Source organism: Streptococcus mitis, assembly GCF_946190065.1.
In the GTDB taxonomy this organism is placed as follows: domain Bacteria; phylum Bacillota; class Bacilli; order Lactobacillales; family Streptococcaceae; genus Streptococcus; species Streptococcus mitis_DE.
Genome location: NZ_CAMHZD010000006.1, coordinates 65,469 through 79,934 on the forward strand (window position 1 = coordinate 65,469; position 14,466 = coordinate 79,934).

Annotated in this window: 13 protein-coding genes; all 13 read left to right on the forward strand. The window is 42.8% G+C overall.

Features of this window, described 5'->3' with window-relative positions; genetic code table 11:
* Positions 1-18 precede the first annotated feature (18 nt).
* The 13 genes from OCF96_RS04240 to OCF96_RS04305 all read left to right on the forward strand — a co-directional run bounded on the left by OCF96_RS04240 (position 19) and on the right by OCF96_RS04305 (position 14,442).
* Positions 19-1,620: a type I restriction-modification system subunit M gene (locus OCF96_RS04240; protein WP_049511038.1), complete on the forward strand. Its 1,602-nt coding sequence runs from the start codon at positions 19-21 to the stop codon at positions 1,618-1,620.
* A gap of 201 nt (positions 1,621-1,821) precedes the next feature.
* Complete coding sequence (locus OCF96_RS04245) at positions 1,822-2,592, forward strand: Fic family protein (protein WP_049511039.1); 771 nt, start codon at positions 1,822-1,824, stop codon at positions 2,590-2,592.
* Between the two features lie 314 nt (positions 2,593-2,906).
* A complete protein-coding gene (locus OCF96_RS04255) occupies positions 2,907-3,311 on the forward strand; it encodes a YbgA family protein (protein WP_049511040.1) in 405 nt (134 codons plus the stop codon).
* Entirely contained in the window at positions 3,295-3,660 is a 366-nt protein-coding gene (locus OCF96_RS04260) for a TIGR02328 family protein (RefSeq protein WP_049511041.1), read from the forward strand. The genes OCF96_RS04255 and OCF96_RS04260 overlap by 17 nt, the downstream gene beginning before the upstream one ends.
* A gap of 186 nt (positions 3,661-3,846) precedes the next feature.
* On the forward strand, positions 3,847-4,140 hold the full coding sequence (locus OCF96_RS04265; protein WP_049511042.1) for a helix-turn-helix domain-containing protein: 294 nt from the start codon (positions 3,847-3,849) through the stop codon (positions 4,138-4,140).
* A 260-nt stretch (positions 4,141-4,400) separates the two neighbouring features.
* Positions 4,401-6,650, forward strand: a complete 2,250-nt coding sequence (gene metE, locus OCF96_RS04270; RefSeq protein WP_049511043.1) for a 5-methyltetrahydropteroyltriglutamate--homocysteine S-methyltransferase — start codon at positions 4,401-4,403, stop codon at positions 6,648-6,650.
* A gap of 102 nt (positions 6,651-6,752) precedes the next feature.
* Positions 6,753-7,619: a methylenetetrahydrofolate reductase [NAD(P)H] gene (metF, locus tag OCF96_RS04275; RefSeq protein WP_000089956.1), complete on the forward strand. Its 867-nt coding sequence runs from the start codon at positions 6,753-6,755 to the stop codon at positions 7,617-7,619.
* Between the two features lie 403 nt (positions 7,620-8,022).
* A complete protein-coding gene (pnp, locus tag OCF96_RS04280) occupies positions 8,023-10,236 on the forward strand; it encodes a polyribonucleotide nucleotidyltransferase (RefSeq protein ID WP_049511044.1) in 2,214 nt (737 codons plus the stop codon).
* A 15-nt stretch (positions 10,237-10,251) separates the two neighbouring features.
* Positions 10,252-10,869: a serine O-acetyltransferase gene (cysE, locus tag OCF96_RS04285; RefSeq protein WP_261038446.1), complete on the forward strand. Its 618-nt coding sequence runs from the start codon at positions 10,252-10,254 to the stop codon at positions 10,867-10,869.
* An 11-nt stretch (positions 10,870-10,880) separates the two neighbouring features.
* A complete protein-coding gene (locus OCF96_RS04290; RefSeq protein ID WP_261446523.1) occupies positions 10,881-11,765 on the forward strand; it encodes a GNAT family N-acetyltransferase in 885 nt (294 codons plus the stop codon).
* 81 nt (positions 11,766-11,846) lie between these two features.
* Positions 11,847-13,190, forward strand: a complete 1,344-nt coding sequence (gene cysS, locus OCF96_RS04295; protein ID WP_261446525.1) for a cysteine--tRNA ligase — start codon at positions 11,847-11,849, stop codon at positions 13,188-13,190.
* Positions 13,183-13,569, forward strand: coding sequence for a Mini-ribonuclease 3 (locus OCF96_RS04300; protein ID WP_024057574.1), 387 nt, complete (start codon positions 13,183-13,185; stop codon positions 13,567-13,569). The genes cysS and OCF96_RS04300 overlap by 8 nt, the downstream gene beginning before the upstream one ends.
* Positions 13,570-13,572: 3 nt before the next feature.
* Positions 13,573-14,442 carry a PucR family transcriptional regulator gene (locus OCF96_RS04305; RefSeq protein ID WP_261446526.1) on the forward strand — a complete coding sequence of 290 codons (870 nt, stop codon included), beginning with the start codon at positions 13,573-13,575 and terminating at the stop codon, positions 14,440-14,442.
* Positions 14,443-14,466: the final 24 nt, after the last annotated feature.

Below are 14,466 nucleotides of genomic sequence, written 5' to 3' on the forward strand. Positions count from 1 at the left end.
ACTTTAGAAAGAAACATTATGGAAACAACACAAACTTCCCAGTCGCTCTACCAAGCCCTGTGGAACTCAGCGGATGTTCTCCGCTCTAAGATGGATGCTAATGACTACAAGTCCTATCTCTTGGGCATGGTCTTTTATAAGTATCTGTCAGACAAGATGCTCTTTTTCGTGGCGGAGACTATGGAGGAGGGGAGTGAGAGTCTAGAGGCTGCCCTTGAGGTCTATCGTAACTACTATGAGGATGCGGACACCCACGAGGATCTTCTTGCAGTGATGAAGGACGAACTCAACTATAGTATCAAGCCTGAGTTGACCTTTACGGCTCTAGTAGCACGTGTCAATGAGGGAACTTTCCAGCTGGAAGATTTGGCTCAGGGTTTTCGTGATATTGAGCAGAGTGATGAACTCTATGAAAACCTCTTTGAAGATATTGACCTCTATTCCAAAAAGCTAGGGGCGACTCCGCAAAAGCAAAACCAAACGGTGGCGGCAGTTATGAAGGAGTTGGCTGTGCTAGATGTGGCTGGTCATGCTGGTGATATGCTGGGAGATGCCTATGAGTATCTGATTGGTCAGTTTGCAACTGACTCGGGTAAGAAGGCTGGTGAGTTCTATACACCTCAGCCTGTTGCCAAACTTATGACTCAGATTGCCTTTTTGGGTCGTGAGGACCAGCTAGGCTTTACCATCTATGATGCGACCATGGGGTCTGGCTCTCTCTTGCTCAATGCCAAGAAATACTCTCATAAACCGCAAACCGTTGTCTATTTTGGTCAGGAGCTCAATACCTCAACCTATAACTTGGCTCGGATGAACATGATTCTACACGGTGTTCCTGTTGAAAATCAATTTCTCCACAATGCCGATACACTGGATGAAGACTGGCCGACTCAAGAACCGACCAACTTTGACGGTGTTCTGATGAACCCTCCATACTCAGCCAAGTGGTCTGCTAGCTCTGGCTTTATGGCGGATCCTCGTTTCTCTCCTTTTGGGAAACTGGCACCCCAGTCCAAGGCTGACTTTGCCTTTCTTTTGCATGGTTACTACCATCTCAAGCAGGATAATGGGGTCATGGCTATCGTTCTTCCCCATGGTGTTCTTTTCCGTGGCAATGCGGAGGGAACCATTCGCAAGGCCTTGTTAGAAGAAGGAGCTATTGACACGGTTATCGGTCTTCCAGCCAATATCTTCTTTAATACCAGCATTCCAACTACGGTTATCATTCTCAAAAAGAACCGTACCAATCGTGATGTCTACTTTATCGATGCTTCTAAGGAGTTTGATAAGGGGAAAAACCAGAATATCATGACGGATACTCATATCGATAAGATTTTGGAAGCCTACAAGTCTCGTGAAGAGATTGACAAGTTTGCCCATCTGGCAAGTTATGAAGAAATCGTTGAAAATGACTATAACCTCAATATTCCTCGCTATGTAGATACCTTTGAGGAAGAAGAAGTCGAACCACTGACATATATCGTCAGCAAGATTAACACAACAAATGAAGCAATCCAAAACCAAACCGCTTCCCTACTCGAAATGCTCGGTCAACTACATGGAACCACACCAGAAGCCGATGCTGAGCTTAAAGAGTTTTTGAAAGAGTTTAAAGGGTGATGAGAGTAATTGATTCGCTCATATTTAAGATAAAACTTTATCTAGGCTGATATAGTTGTATTTTCTAACATTAGCGAGGAGGGGCTTTCTTCAAGCTCGATAGAACGGAGAACTGTGAACTTGTATAACGAGCTTAAAGATTTAATATGGTAGAATAGAGTGTATAGATTTTACTTGAAGCTTTGTTTAGAAAGGAAAACCATGACACCGACCTATGAAATTGATAATCCCAGCCTCTCTTATCAGACCAAATTAGACCTATGGGAAACGGGATTTGGTTTACAAAAGGTAGATGATTTAGAGCCGTCGTCGTATATGAGAGAGCTAGCAGAGCAAAATTCTCAAGGAAAGTTGACTTATCAAGAAGTTTATGATCAAGTAACGGCTTATCACCAAGAGACGGATGATAGCACAAGAGAAGCAGACCTTGTTGCTATGAGAATTGTGGAACTCTTGTCCTCTAATGCCTTTAAATTTGCTCCAACAACATTGAAAGTGATTCATAGAGAGCTTTTCTTTGGTCTCCTGCCACAAGGCATTCCCTTGGGAGAATACCGCTCTTATAACATTACAAAAAGTGAGGCTGTTTTAAACGGAGACAGTGTCATATATGATGATTTTCGCACGGTAGCAGATAGTTTGACCTATGATTTTCAGCAGGAAAGTCAATTTGACTATCGAGGAAAATCTGATATTGAAGTAGTGCAACATATTAAGACTTTTATTTCAGGTATTTGGCAAATTCATCCTTTTGGAGAAGGAAATACTCGAACCATAACAGTATTTTTGATTAAGTATCTTAGAACTATGGGATTTCAGGTAGACAACAAACCCTTCCAAGAAAATGCAAAGTATTTTCGAGATGCTCTTGTTCTTGATAATGCAAAGTTATTCCAGAAAAAAACAGAATATCTGGAACGATTTTTTGAAAATCTCTTATTAGCTGGGCAACATGATTTAGAAATAGACTAAAGAGATGAATGGTTTATTGTACATTTTGAGTTAGAAATTATTCCACCTTTTGAAGATGGGAATGGTCGTATGGGGTGAGTTGGTTAGAGTCTTATCTTGAAGAGCATTATCAGATAACAAATGCAGTGGTACAAGAATTGACAGGATTGAGTGCAGCAACCATTTGTCGTTATCTCCAACTATCTGTAAACCAAGGTTTATTAGAAAAATCAGGAAGTACAAAAAACACTATTTATTCGCTCATATTCCGCTCATTTTTAAGATACAACTTTGTTTCCATATTTCCGGGGAACTAGTAGAAAGTAAGGAGAAATATGGAAACTAACAACCAACGTGCACTTTGCCAGCAACTCTGGGCTCAAAACAAATACCTCGTTTTGAGTCATTCTAGCAATATTTACAATGAGATTCGTCAGTATCTCAAGAATGAAGAGGTGGAGGTGAGTCAGGTTCAGGAGATGATTGACCGTGCCTGCCAGATTCCAGAACACAGGGGTCAGGTTTGCAATGCCTTTCAGCATATTTGGGGATATTTCAAGAAGAAAGCAACGGAGACTGAACGCAAGGATTTTATGTTTTTACTGGAGCGTTATCACTCTGGTCATGCCACCAAAGAAGAGTTAATTGCTAAGACGAGAGATTTGCTTGAATGTTACCCAAATGCTTATCTGCAACATTCTACCTTGTTGAAAGGAGACTCCCATGAGACTTTGGCATGAGGCTTTGATTTCACAGCTTCCTCGTCCCCAACTCTTGGGGCAACATCGAGAATGTTGCGCCCTGCGTGGCAATGGCTGGGGCAGAAAGCATGCAACGGTGGACTATGTCTTTACCCACTCGCCCTATCGACTCTATGCCTATCATGACTTGATCATGGAGGAGATGGCTAGCCGTGGCTACAATGTCAGTCCAGAGTGGTTGGATAAAAACTATCGTGGTAAGACCTGCCCTTCTTATGAAGATTTACCTGAGGAGACTTTGACGAGCCCTATTTACAAGGAGCACGATGCTACCTACTATGAGGAGTGTCTGGCAAATCTCCGAGAGAAGGGGATTGAGCTGGAGTAAACGTAAGGATTGCCTTCAATTTATAACTCTTCTCGTAATTTTTTCGAATAATAAAGATGAGACCTTTAGAGTTTTTCTAAGGTCTTCTTTTTATGAGTGTCCAGATGTACTTTTAATAACTTTTGAGTTATAATATTAAAAAAGCCAAGCGTGAACTAAAGGACTTAAAAGAAAGAGGGTTAAGTGATGAAGAATAGTGCTATTGGGAGTAACTGGAAGGATGTCAGGTCTCAACTCTTCACCAAGGAGGAAATCCTTGAAAGTGATATGCGGGTGGCAATCATGAGTGAATTGATTGAGGCTAGACGTGAGCAAGGAATCAGTCAGAAAAAGCTAGAAGAACTCAGTGGAGTGAGCCAGCCTGTCATAGCTAGAATGGAAAAAGGCAAGACTAGCCCCCAGTTGAATACGGTATTGAAAGTCTTAGCCAGTTTAGGAAAGACACTAGCAGTCGTCCCACTTGAACAGAGGAAAAGCTGACTAGAATCAGTTATAGTCTTTTCTAATAACAAGCCATAGTCACTTATAAGAATTACTAATAACGCGTTTGAGCATTCTAACCGGAATACGCCCATAAAACAAGCTATACAAAGGATTTGAGGCATTTGTTTCAAGTCTTTTTCTTTTGTCTAAAACAGAGATATAGTTTCAAACTATATCAAAGCCTAATTTTTTACAATTATACAGACGCATTCTTTTCTGTTAAGATAGTTTCAACAACAAATTTTGGAGGACACATCATGTCAACTACAATCATCGGTTTCCCTCGTTTGGGCGAATTCCGCGAATTAAAATTTACAACTGAAAAATACTTTAGAAAAGAAATCTCAGAAGAAGAACTTTTGGCAGCAGCAAAAGACTTGCGTGCTAAACACTGGAACATTGTCAAAGAAAAAGGCATCACTGAAATCCCATCAAATGACTTTTCTCACTATGACAACTTCCTAGATGCAGCTTTCCTTTTCAACGTGGTGCCTGCTTCAGTTCAAAACTTGGACTTGTCTGACCTTGAGCGCTACTTCGCTTTGGGACGTGGTTACCAAGGAGAAAAAGGGGATGTTCGCGCTCTTCCAATGAAGAAATGGTTCAACACCAACTACCACTACATTGTGCCTAAATTTGAAAAAGACACTCAAGTTAAACTTGCAGGTCACAAGATTTTCGATGAGTTCCAAGAAGCAAAAGAACTTGGATTGAACACTCGTCCTGTTCTTGTAGGTCCATTTACTTTCCTTCAATTGTCAGACTTTGAAGAAGGCGTGAAAGCAGAAGACTTCGTAGACAGCTTAGTGGCTGCTTACCAAGAAGTTTTTGCAAAATTGGCTGAACTTGGTGCGACTCGTATCCAATTGGATGAAGCTGCTCTTGTCAAAGATTTGACAGCTGAAGAAAAAGCTCTCTTCTTGAACCTTTACAATAAACTTTTGGCTGACAAAAAAGGTCTTGAAGTCTTGCTTCAAACTTACTTCGGTGACGTTCGTGACGTTTACGCTGACCTTGTGAAATTGCCAGTAGATGCTATCGGTCTTGATTTCGTTGAAGGTAAGAAAACTCTTGAATTGGTTAAAGGTGGCTTCCCAGCTGACAAGACTCTTTATGCAGGTATTGTCAATGGTAAAAACATCTGGCGCAACAACTACGAAAAGAGTTTGGCTGTTCTTGAGCAAATTCCAGCTGAAAACATTGTCTTGACAAGCTCATGCTCACTTCTTCATGTGCCATTTACAACTGCTAATGAAGAATTTGAACCAGCAATCTTGAACCACTTTGCCTTTGCAGTTGAAAAATTGGATGAGATTCGTGATTTGGATGCTATCCGCAATGGCCAAGGTGAAGAAGCACTTGCAGCTAACAAAGAACTCTTTGCGACTGAGCGTGTGGGTGAAAATGCTGAACTTCGTGCGCGTATCGCTGGCTTGACAGACGCAGACTACACTCGTTTGCCAGCCTTTGCAGAACGTGAAGCTATCCAAGAAGAAGCTTTCAAACTTCCAGCTCTTCCAACAACAACGATTGGTTCATTCCCTCAAACAAAAGAAGTTCGTGCGAAACGTTTGGCTTACCGTAAAGGTGAATTGTCTCAAGAAGAGTACGATGCTTTCCTTGCTGAAACAATTGACGAATGGATCAAATGGCAAGAAGATATCGACTTTGATGTCCTTGTTCACGGTGAATTTGAGCGTAACGACATGGTTGAGTACTTCGGTCAAAACTTGTCAGGTTACCTCTTCTCTAAAAATGGTTGGGTACAATCATACGGTATGCGTGGAGTTAAACCACCAATCATCTGGGGTGATGTAACTCGTCTTAACCCTATCACTGTGAAATGGTCTAGCTATGCACAAAGCCGTACAAACAAACCTGTTAAAGGTATGTTGACTGGACCTGTTACCATCCTCAACTGGTCATTCCCACGTGAAGACATCTCTATCAAGGATTCAACTCTTCAAATCGCCCTTGCTATCAAGGATGAAGTGCTTGACCTTGAAGCTGCTGGTGTGAAAATCATCCAAATCGACGAGGCTGCTCTTCGTGAGAAATTGCCGCTCCGTCGTAGCGACTGGTACGAAGACTACCTTGACTGGGCAATTCCTGCCTTCCGCTTGGTACACTCAACAGTAGCGCCAGACACACAAATCCACACTCACATGTGTTACTCAGAATTTACAGATATCATCCCAGCTATCGACAACATGGATGCGGACGTTATTTCCTTTGAAGCTAGCCGTTCAAACCTTGAAATCTTGGACGAACTCAAAGCGAAAAACTTCCAAACAGAAGTGGGACCTGGGGTTTACGATATCCACTCTCCTCGTGTGCCAAATGAAGGCGAAATTGACAATACAATCGAAGCCATCCTTGCTAAAGTGCCAAGCAAGAAAGTTTGGATCAACCCTGACTGTGGTTTGAAAACACGTGGTATTCCAGAAACAAAAGAAAGCTTGATCCGCCTTGTTGAAGCAGCTAAAGCTGCGCGTGAGAAATTGTAAGATCGGATTTCTCTAGAAGCGCTGTTTGGTCAATCTGCCTGTTTCACTTGGATTCTAGGAGTCCAGCTAACGAAAAAAATCAACTAGAAAAGGATAAGGACTATGTCACGCCAAACACCGTCACTCTCATTTGAAGTGTTCCCTCCAAACCCAGCAGTGGGTAATGATAAAATTATTTCAGCCTTGCAGGACATGCAGGAGTTGGCTCCTCACTTTATCAGTGTAACTGCCAGCAATAATAAATTTAATATCAAGGAAACGACGGTTCGTTTGGCTGACTTTATCCAAAATGACTTGGCGATTCCGACTATTGCTCACTTGCCAGCTATCTATCTGACCAAGGACAAGGTTGCTGAAACTATTGCAGACTTGGACAAGGTTGGGGTGCAGAAAATCTTAGCTCTTCGTGGGGATATTATTCCAGATGTGGAACCACAAAAGGATTTCCGCTACGCAACTGACTTGATCGAGTTCATCAAGGAACAAGCCCCTCACTTTGATATTGTCGGTGCTTGTTATCCAGAAGGTCATCCAGATTCACCAAATCAGATTTCAGATATTCAAAATCTTAAGAAGAAAGTGGATGCAGGCTGTTCAAGCCTTGTAACTCAGCTTTTCTTTGACAATGAGCGCTTCTATGATTTCCAAGACAAGTGTATCTTGGCTGGGATTGATGTTCCTATTCATGCAGGGATTATGCCAATTCTGAATCGAAATCAGGCTCTCCGTCTCTTGAAGACTTGTGAGAATATCCATCTTCCACGTAAATTCAAAGCCATTTTAGACAAGTATGAGCATGACCCTGAGTCGCTCAGAGCAGCAGGACTTGCCTATGCGGTGGACCAAATCGTGGACTTGGTAACTCAGGATGTTGCCGGTGTGCATCTCTACACTATGAACAATGCAGAAACAGCAAAATACATCCACCAAGCAACACATGCCTTGTTTAATCACCAGTCTCTAGGATAATAAAAAGCAAACCATTCTTCTCAGGTGAGGGGAATGGTTCCTTTTTAATGGTAAAGGCCGCACTTTTTAAGAAAAATATGATAAAATAGACTCTGTACGTACTTGATACAAAGATGAGGGTATAAACAGATTTTTAACTATTCAAATCAAAGTATCTAATAGTTGAACACGGGCTAAATCCCTAGTGAAAAAGATAGATTTCCTAGTGTGCATCGCACACTGCGTCAATCGAATGCTATCTTGAGTAATTGAACCCGGCCGAAAAGCTGTGTAAAAAAGATAAACTGTCTTGTCTTCATCGAAGACTTCGTCAGTTTCCTATTTTTACTTTGCTTTTGACGTCCTTGGTATCTTGATCTTTGTAGGCAAGGCGTATAATTTCATCAATCCAAAGGGGATTAAAATGACAAAACAAGTGTTTCAAACGACTTTTGCGGGTCGTGAGTTAATTGTAGAGACTGGTCAGGTTGCTAAGCAAGCAAATGGCTCTGTTGTCGTGCGTTACGGTGAGTCAACTGTCTTGACTGCTGCCGTTATGTCTAAGAAAATGGCAACTGGAGATTTCTTCCCTCTTCAAGTCAACTACGAAGAAAAAATGTATGCAGCTGGGAAGTTTCCTGGTGGCTTTATGAAACGTGAAGGACGTCCTTCAACGGATGCGACTTTGACAGCGCGTTTGATTGACCGTCCAATCCGTCCTATGTTTGCAGAAGGTTTCCGTAACGAAGTCCAAGTCATCAACACCGTGCTTTCTTATGATGAAAATGCTTCTGCACCTATGGCAGCTATGTTTGGTTCATCCTTGGCGCTTTCTATTTCAGATATTCCGTTTGACGGACCAATCGCTGGGGTACAAGTGGGCTATGTAGATGGCCAAATCATCATCAATCCAAGTCAAGAACAAGCAGAGCTTTCTCTTCTTGAATTAACAGTAGCTGGTACCAAACACGCTATCAACATGGTAGAATCTGGTGCTAAAGAATTGTCAGAAGAAATCATGTTGGAAGCTCTCCTTAAAGGGCACGAAGCAGTTAAAGAATTGATTGCCTTCCAAGAAGAAATCGTTGCTGCTGTTGGTAAGGAAAAAGCAGAAGTTGAGTTGCTTCATGTGGACGCTGACTTGCAAGCTGAAATTATCGCAGCCTACAACAGCGACCTCCAAAAAGCTGTCCAAGTAGAAGAGAAATTGGCCCGTGAAGCTGCAACTCAAGCAGTCAAAGACCAAGTCACTGCCGTTTACGAAGAAAAATATGCAGATCACGAAGAATTTGACCGTATCATGCGTGATGTGGCTGAAATCTTGGAACAAATGGAACATGCTGAAGTGCGCCGTTTGATTACAGAAGACAAGGTGCGTCCTGATGGTCGTAAGGTTGATGAAATCCGTCCTTTGGATGCGGTTGTTGACTTCCTTCCTCGTGTACACGGTTCTGGTCTCTTCACTCGTGGACAAACTCAGGCTCTTTCAGTCTTGACCTTGGCCCCAATGGGTGAAACTCAAATCATTGATGGTTTGGATCCAGAGTACAAGAAACGCTTTATGCACCACTATAACTTCCCACAATACTCTGTTGGGGAAACTGGTCGTTACGGTGCGCCAGGTCGTCGTGAAATCGGTCACGGTGCTCTTGGTGAGCGTGCACTTGCTCAAGTCTTGCCAAGTTTGGAAGAATTCCCATATGCTATCCGCTTGGTAGCTGAGGTCTTGGAATCAAACGGTTCTTCATCTCAGGCTTCTATCTGTGCTGGAACTCTTGCCCTTATGGCTGGTGGTGTGCCAATCAAGGCGCCAGTAGCAGGGATTGCCATGGGTCTCATTTCAGATGGAAACAACTATACAGTCTTGACAGATATCCAAGGTTTGGAAGACCACTTTGGAGATATGGACTTTAAGGTTGCAGGTACTCGTGACGGGATTACAGCCCTTCAAATGGATATCAAGATTCAAGGGATTACTGCAGAAATCTTGACTGAGGCTCTTGCCCAAGCTAAGAAAGCGCGTTTTGAAATCCTTGATGTGATTGAAGCAACCATTCCAGAAGTTCGTCCAGAATTGGCTCCAACTGCTCCGAAAATTGATACCATCAAGATTGATGTGGACAAGATTAAGATTGTCATCGGTAAGGGTGGAGAAACCATCGACAAGATTATCGCTGAAACAGGTGTTAAGATTGATATCGATGAAGAAGGAAATGTGTCTATCTACTCTAGCGACCAAGATGCCATCAATCGTGCTAAAGAAATTATTGCCGGTTTGGTCCGTGAAGCCAAAGTGGATGAAGTTTACCGTGCTAAAGTCGTTCGTATCGAGAAATTTGGTGTCTTTGTCAACCTCTTTGACAAGACAGATGCCCTTGTTCATATCTCTGAGATGGCTTGGACGCGTACCAATAATGTCGAAGACTTGGTAGCAATCGGGGATGAAGTTGATGTTAAGGTTATCAAGATTGATGAAAAAGGACGTGTGGATGCTTCTATGAAAGCCCTTCTTCCTCGTCCACCAAAACCTGAACGTGATGAAAAAGGCGAAAAGTCTGAGCGACCTCACCGCCCACGTCATCACAAGGACCACAAACCTAAGAAAGAATTTACAGAAACACCAAAAGATTCAGAATAAGAAAAGGAGAAATGTATGGGATGGTGGCGCGAAACCATTGATATCGTAAAAGAAAATGATCCAGCGGCCCGCACCACTTTGGAGGTTTTGCTGACTTATCCAGGTGTCAAGGCCTTGGCGGCCCACCGTCTCTCGCATTTTCTCTGGAAGCATGGCTTCAAACTCCTGGCTCGTATGCACAGTCAGTTTTGGCGCTTTTGGACTCAGATTGAGATTCATCCAGGTGCCCAGATTGATTCAGGTGTCTTTATCGACCACGGTTCTGGTCTGGTGATTGGGGAAACAGCGATCGTTGAAAAAGGTGTTCTCCTTTATCACGGAGTGACTCTTGGTGGGACTGGTAAGGATGTTGGCAAACGCCATCCGACCGTTCGTCAGGGTGCCCTTATATCAGCACATGCCCAAGTTATCGGACCAGTGGAAATCGGCGAAAATGCCAAGGTCGGTGCTGCAGCAGTTGTTGTAGCAGACGTACCTAGTGATGTGACGGTTGTCGGTATTCCTGCTAAGATTGTCCGTGTACATGGTAAAAAGGATGAGCCGGTCATTCACGAAGTCGAAGAAAAACGAGAGTACTACGTCAATAAACTCGAGCAGGCTAAAGATGCCAGTCACAGATCGTCTGGGTTGTAGAGGATACCTATATGATTCAAGTAAGAAACAAGTTAAGCCAAGAGGAGCTATCTGAGGCGAAAAAACTAATTAACTGTTGTCAAAACTATGACGGTACCTATCGTGATCCCTATCTCTCTAACATGCTTAATTTTGACCCAAACATGCCCGCCTTTTTCCTTTATTATGAAAAAGGCGAACTTGTTGGTTTATTAACTGTCTATGCAGATGACCAAGATGTAGAAGTGACGATACTGGTTCATCCAGATCGTCGCCGTCAGGGGATTGCGCGTGCATTGTTTACTAGTTTTGAGAGAGAAACAGCTTCTTTTCCTATTCGTTCAGTGACTTTTCAGACAGAACGTATTTTTCTAGAACGTCATCCTGATTTTGTTAGCAACTGGGGATTGGTCGAGGATGAAGAGACAGAAACTTGGTTAGGTAAGGATAGAAAACCTTATCCGTTAGCAAATGTTTCCAATCTTGAAGTTTTGTTAGCAGATAGTTCGTATCAGGATCAAATTAGTCAGTTAAAATTTCAGGCATTCTCAGAAGAGCATGAATCTAGAGAGATTGTGGATAGATATGTCGCTGAAGCTCTGAAGGATCCAGAAAGTCGCTTATATATTTTGTTAAAAGACGGTCAGATTATTGGAACTTGCACGGTAGATTTATCGACTAATACGAATTACTTCTACGGTTTAGCAATATCAGAACTTGAACGTGGGAAAGGCTATGGAAGCTATTTAGCAAAATCCCTTGTCAACCAACTAATTGAGCAAAATGACAAGGAATTTCAGATTGCAGTAGAGGACAGCAATGTAGGTGCCAAGCGCTTGTATGAAAAAATTGGCTTTGTCAAACAGACCCAGGTGGTTTATCTGAATGAGAAAGGAGCAAGGGATTCCGAAGTGTAGGGACATTCGGACTGAAATTCAATTGAACTCTTAGTGATGAAACTAACTGTTCTTGGATTTTAGCTTTCCTGATTATGATTTATGATTAAAATTTACGACACCATGTCTCGTGATTTGCGAGAATTTGTCCCAATTGAGGACGGCAAAGTTAAGATGTATGTTTGTGGGCCAACGGTGTATAACTATATCCATGTGGGCAATGCCCGCTCAACAGTAGCCTTTGATACCATTCGTCGTTATTTTGAGTATCGTGGCTACGAAGTTGCCTATATTTCCAATTTTACAGATGTGGATGATAAGATTATCAACCGTGCCAAGGAAGAAGGTATCACGCCTCAGGAAGTTGCGGACAAGTACATCGCTGCCTTTCGTGAAGATGTGACGGCCTTAGGCGTGAAGCCTGCAACTCGCCATCCGCGTGTGGTGGAGTTTATGGCTGACATTGTCCGTTTTGTGGAAGACTTGATTGAAAAAGGTTTTGCCTACGAGAGTCAAGGGGATGTTTATTTCCGTGTGGAAAAATCTCACAACTATGCCAAATTGGCTAATAAAACCTTGGAAGATTTGGAGCTGGGTGCTTCAGGTCGTACCGATGAAGAAACAGCTCGCAAGGAAAATCCTGTAGACTTTGCCCTATGGAAAGCTGCTAAACCAGGCGAGATTTCTTGGGACAGTCCTTGGGGACCTGGTCGTCCGGGCTGGCATATTGAGTGTTCGGTCATGTCGACAGAAATTTTGGGCGATACTATTGATATCCACGGTGGTGGAGCGGACCTTGAGTTTCCTCACCACACCAATGAAATTGCCCAGTCTGAAGCTAAAACAGGCAAGACTTTTGCCAACTACTGGATGCACAATGGCTTTGTCAATATCGACAATGTCAAGATGTCTAAGTCTTTGGGCAACTTTATAACCGTACACGATGCCCTTAAAACTCTTGATGGTCAAGTGCTTCGTTTCTTCTTTGCGACACAACATTACCGTAAGCCTATCAACTTTACGGAAAAGGCAGTGCGTGATGCAGAGACTAATCTCAAGTATCTAAAGAACACTTACGAACAACCATTTTCTGGGACTGTAGATGATCAAGAGTTACAGGCTTTTAAAGACAAGTTTATAGCAGCTATGGATGAGGATTTCAACGCTGCCAACGGTATCACAGTAGTCTTTGAAATGGCCAAATGGATCAATTCCGGCAACTATGATGCAAGTGTTAAGGAAGCTCTTGCGGATATGTTGGAAGTCTTTGGGATTGTCTTTGTTGAGGAAGTATTGGATGTAGAGATTGAAGCCTTGATTCAAAAACGCCAAGAAGCGCGTGCCAATCGGGACTTTGCGACAGCTGACCAAATCCGTGACCAATTGGCTGCTCAAGGAATTAAGCTCCTTGACACCAAGGATGGAGTGAGGTGGACACGTGATTGATGTCAATCTCATTAACGGGATTGCGCTAGCCTTTGAAGGAGATGCGGTTTATTCTATGTATATTCGCCGTCACCTCATCCTCAAAGGTATGACCAAACCCAATAAACTCCATCAAGAAGCGACCAAGTATGTGTCAGCCAAAGCTCAGGCTCGCTTGATTTCCCTTATGTTAGATGAGCGGGTCTTAACGGAAAAAGAAGAAGAAATCTACAAACGTGGTCGCAATACTAATAGCCACACAAAGGCTAAAAATGCCGATGTGGTGACTTACCGTATGTCTACAGGTTTTGAAGCAGTCATGGGCTATCTTCATATGACTGAAAATCTGGAACGTCTTGAGAGCTTGATTTCGTGGTGCATCCAAAAAGTGGAGGGCTAGGACATGATAGCAAAAGAACTACAAGACTGGTTTCCTGAGGCTCAGATTTCAGACCAACCAGTAGAGAAAGAGGGCTATCTCACGCTACCTTTAGCTTCTCGGCAGTGGATTCTGCTGGAGGAAGCTGAACTCAGCGAGCGTGAAAAGCAGTTGATTTCGCTTTTGACCCAGCAGGAGCAGGCTCGTTCGCTCAATCCTTGGTATTCTTTTTTGATTGAGGGGAAGGGACAGGTACCACAAGCTTTTAAAAAGATTCAGTTGGTTTATTGTCATCTTTCCTATTTTCAGCAGGAAAATCTAGCTTCTTGGCTGGATATGATGCGGACTCTTTTTCCCAACTGTCAGACAGTGCTTCAGGTCGGAGCTCAGGATTACGTTTTCGTGCTTCAACAAGATAAGTACACCCCTGTACGAGCTATTTTAAGCGATACGATTGAAGCAGTTGAGTATGACTTTGGATTGCGTTTGTCAATCATGTTAGGTCAGGTTTGGTCTCAGACAGGACATCATGCCTTACCAGACTTAATCAAAGCGGAGCGCGATTTGTTCAAGACTTGGTGGCGTCAGGGTCACCAAGGTGTTCATGCTTTTTCTCATCTCTATCTTTGGAGTATGGGAGAAAGACTCGTGGGCTTGAAGGCAATCAAGGAATGTCTACACCAGATGATCTTGGATCAGGACCAGATTCAGGAAATCATTCTCTCTCTTTGGGAAAATAGTGCTGTTCTAACAAAAACAGCCCAGCAACTCTATCTGCACCGCAATTCTCTCCAATACAAGATTGATAAATGGGAAGAGTTGACAGGGCTTCAATTGAAGGAATTGACTGACCTGACCTTGTGCTATCAGTTGATTTTACCAGATATTCTCTAAAGTTTTGTGCAAGTTGCACAGAAC

What these genes read in the sequence shown, in the direction of transcription:
- OCF96_RS04240 (WP_049511038.1), top strand. Translation starts at nt 19, where the DNA reads ATGGAAACAACACAAACTTCCCAGTCGCTCTACCAAGCCCTGTGGAAC.
- OCF96_RS04245 (WP_049511039.1), top strand. Translation starts at nt 1,822, where the DNA reads ATGACACCGACCTATGAAATTGATAATCCCAGCCTCTCTTATCAGACC.
- OCF96_RS04255 (WP_049511040.1), top strand. Translation starts at nt 2,907, where the DNA reads ATGGAAACTAACAACCAACGTGCACTTTGCCAGCAACTCTGGGCTCAA.
- OCF96_RS04260 (WP_049511041.1), top strand. Translation starts at nt 3,295, where the DNA reads ATGAGACTTTGGCATGAGGCTTTGATTTCACAGCTTCCTCGTCCCCAA.
- OCF96_RS04265 (WP_049511042.1), top strand. Translation starts at nt 3,847, where the DNA reads ATGAAGAATAGTGCTATTGGGAGTAACTGGAAGGATGTCAGGTCTCAA.
- metE (WP_049511043.1), top strand. Translation starts at nt 4,401, where the DNA reads ATGTCAACTACAATCATCGGTTTCCCTCGTTTGGGCGAATTCCGCGAA.
- metF (WP_000089956.1), top strand. Translation starts at nt 6,753, where the DNA reads ATGTCACGCCAAACACCGTCACTCTCATTTGAAGTGTTCCCTCCAAAC.
- pnp (WP_049511044.1), top strand. Translation starts at nt 8,023, where the DNA reads ATGACAAAACAAGTGTTTCAAACGACTTTTGCGGGTCGTGAGTTAATT.
- cysE (WP_261038446.1), top strand. Translation starts at nt 10,252, where the DNA reads ATGGGATGGTGGCGCGAAACCATTGATATCGTAAAAGAAAATGATCCA.
- OCF96_RS04290 (WP_261446523.1), top strand. Translation starts at nt 10,881, where the DNA reads ATGATTCAAGTAAGAAACAAGTTAAGCCAAGAGGAGCTATCTGAGGCG.
- cysS (WP_261446525.1), top strand. Translation starts at nt 11,847, where the DNA reads ATGATTAAAATTTACGACACCATGTCTCGTGATTTGCGAGAATTTGTC.
- OCF96_RS04305 (WP_261446526.1), top strand. Translation starts at nt 13,573, where the DNA reads ATGATAGCAAAAGAACTACAAGACTGGTTTCCTGAGGCTCAGATTTCA.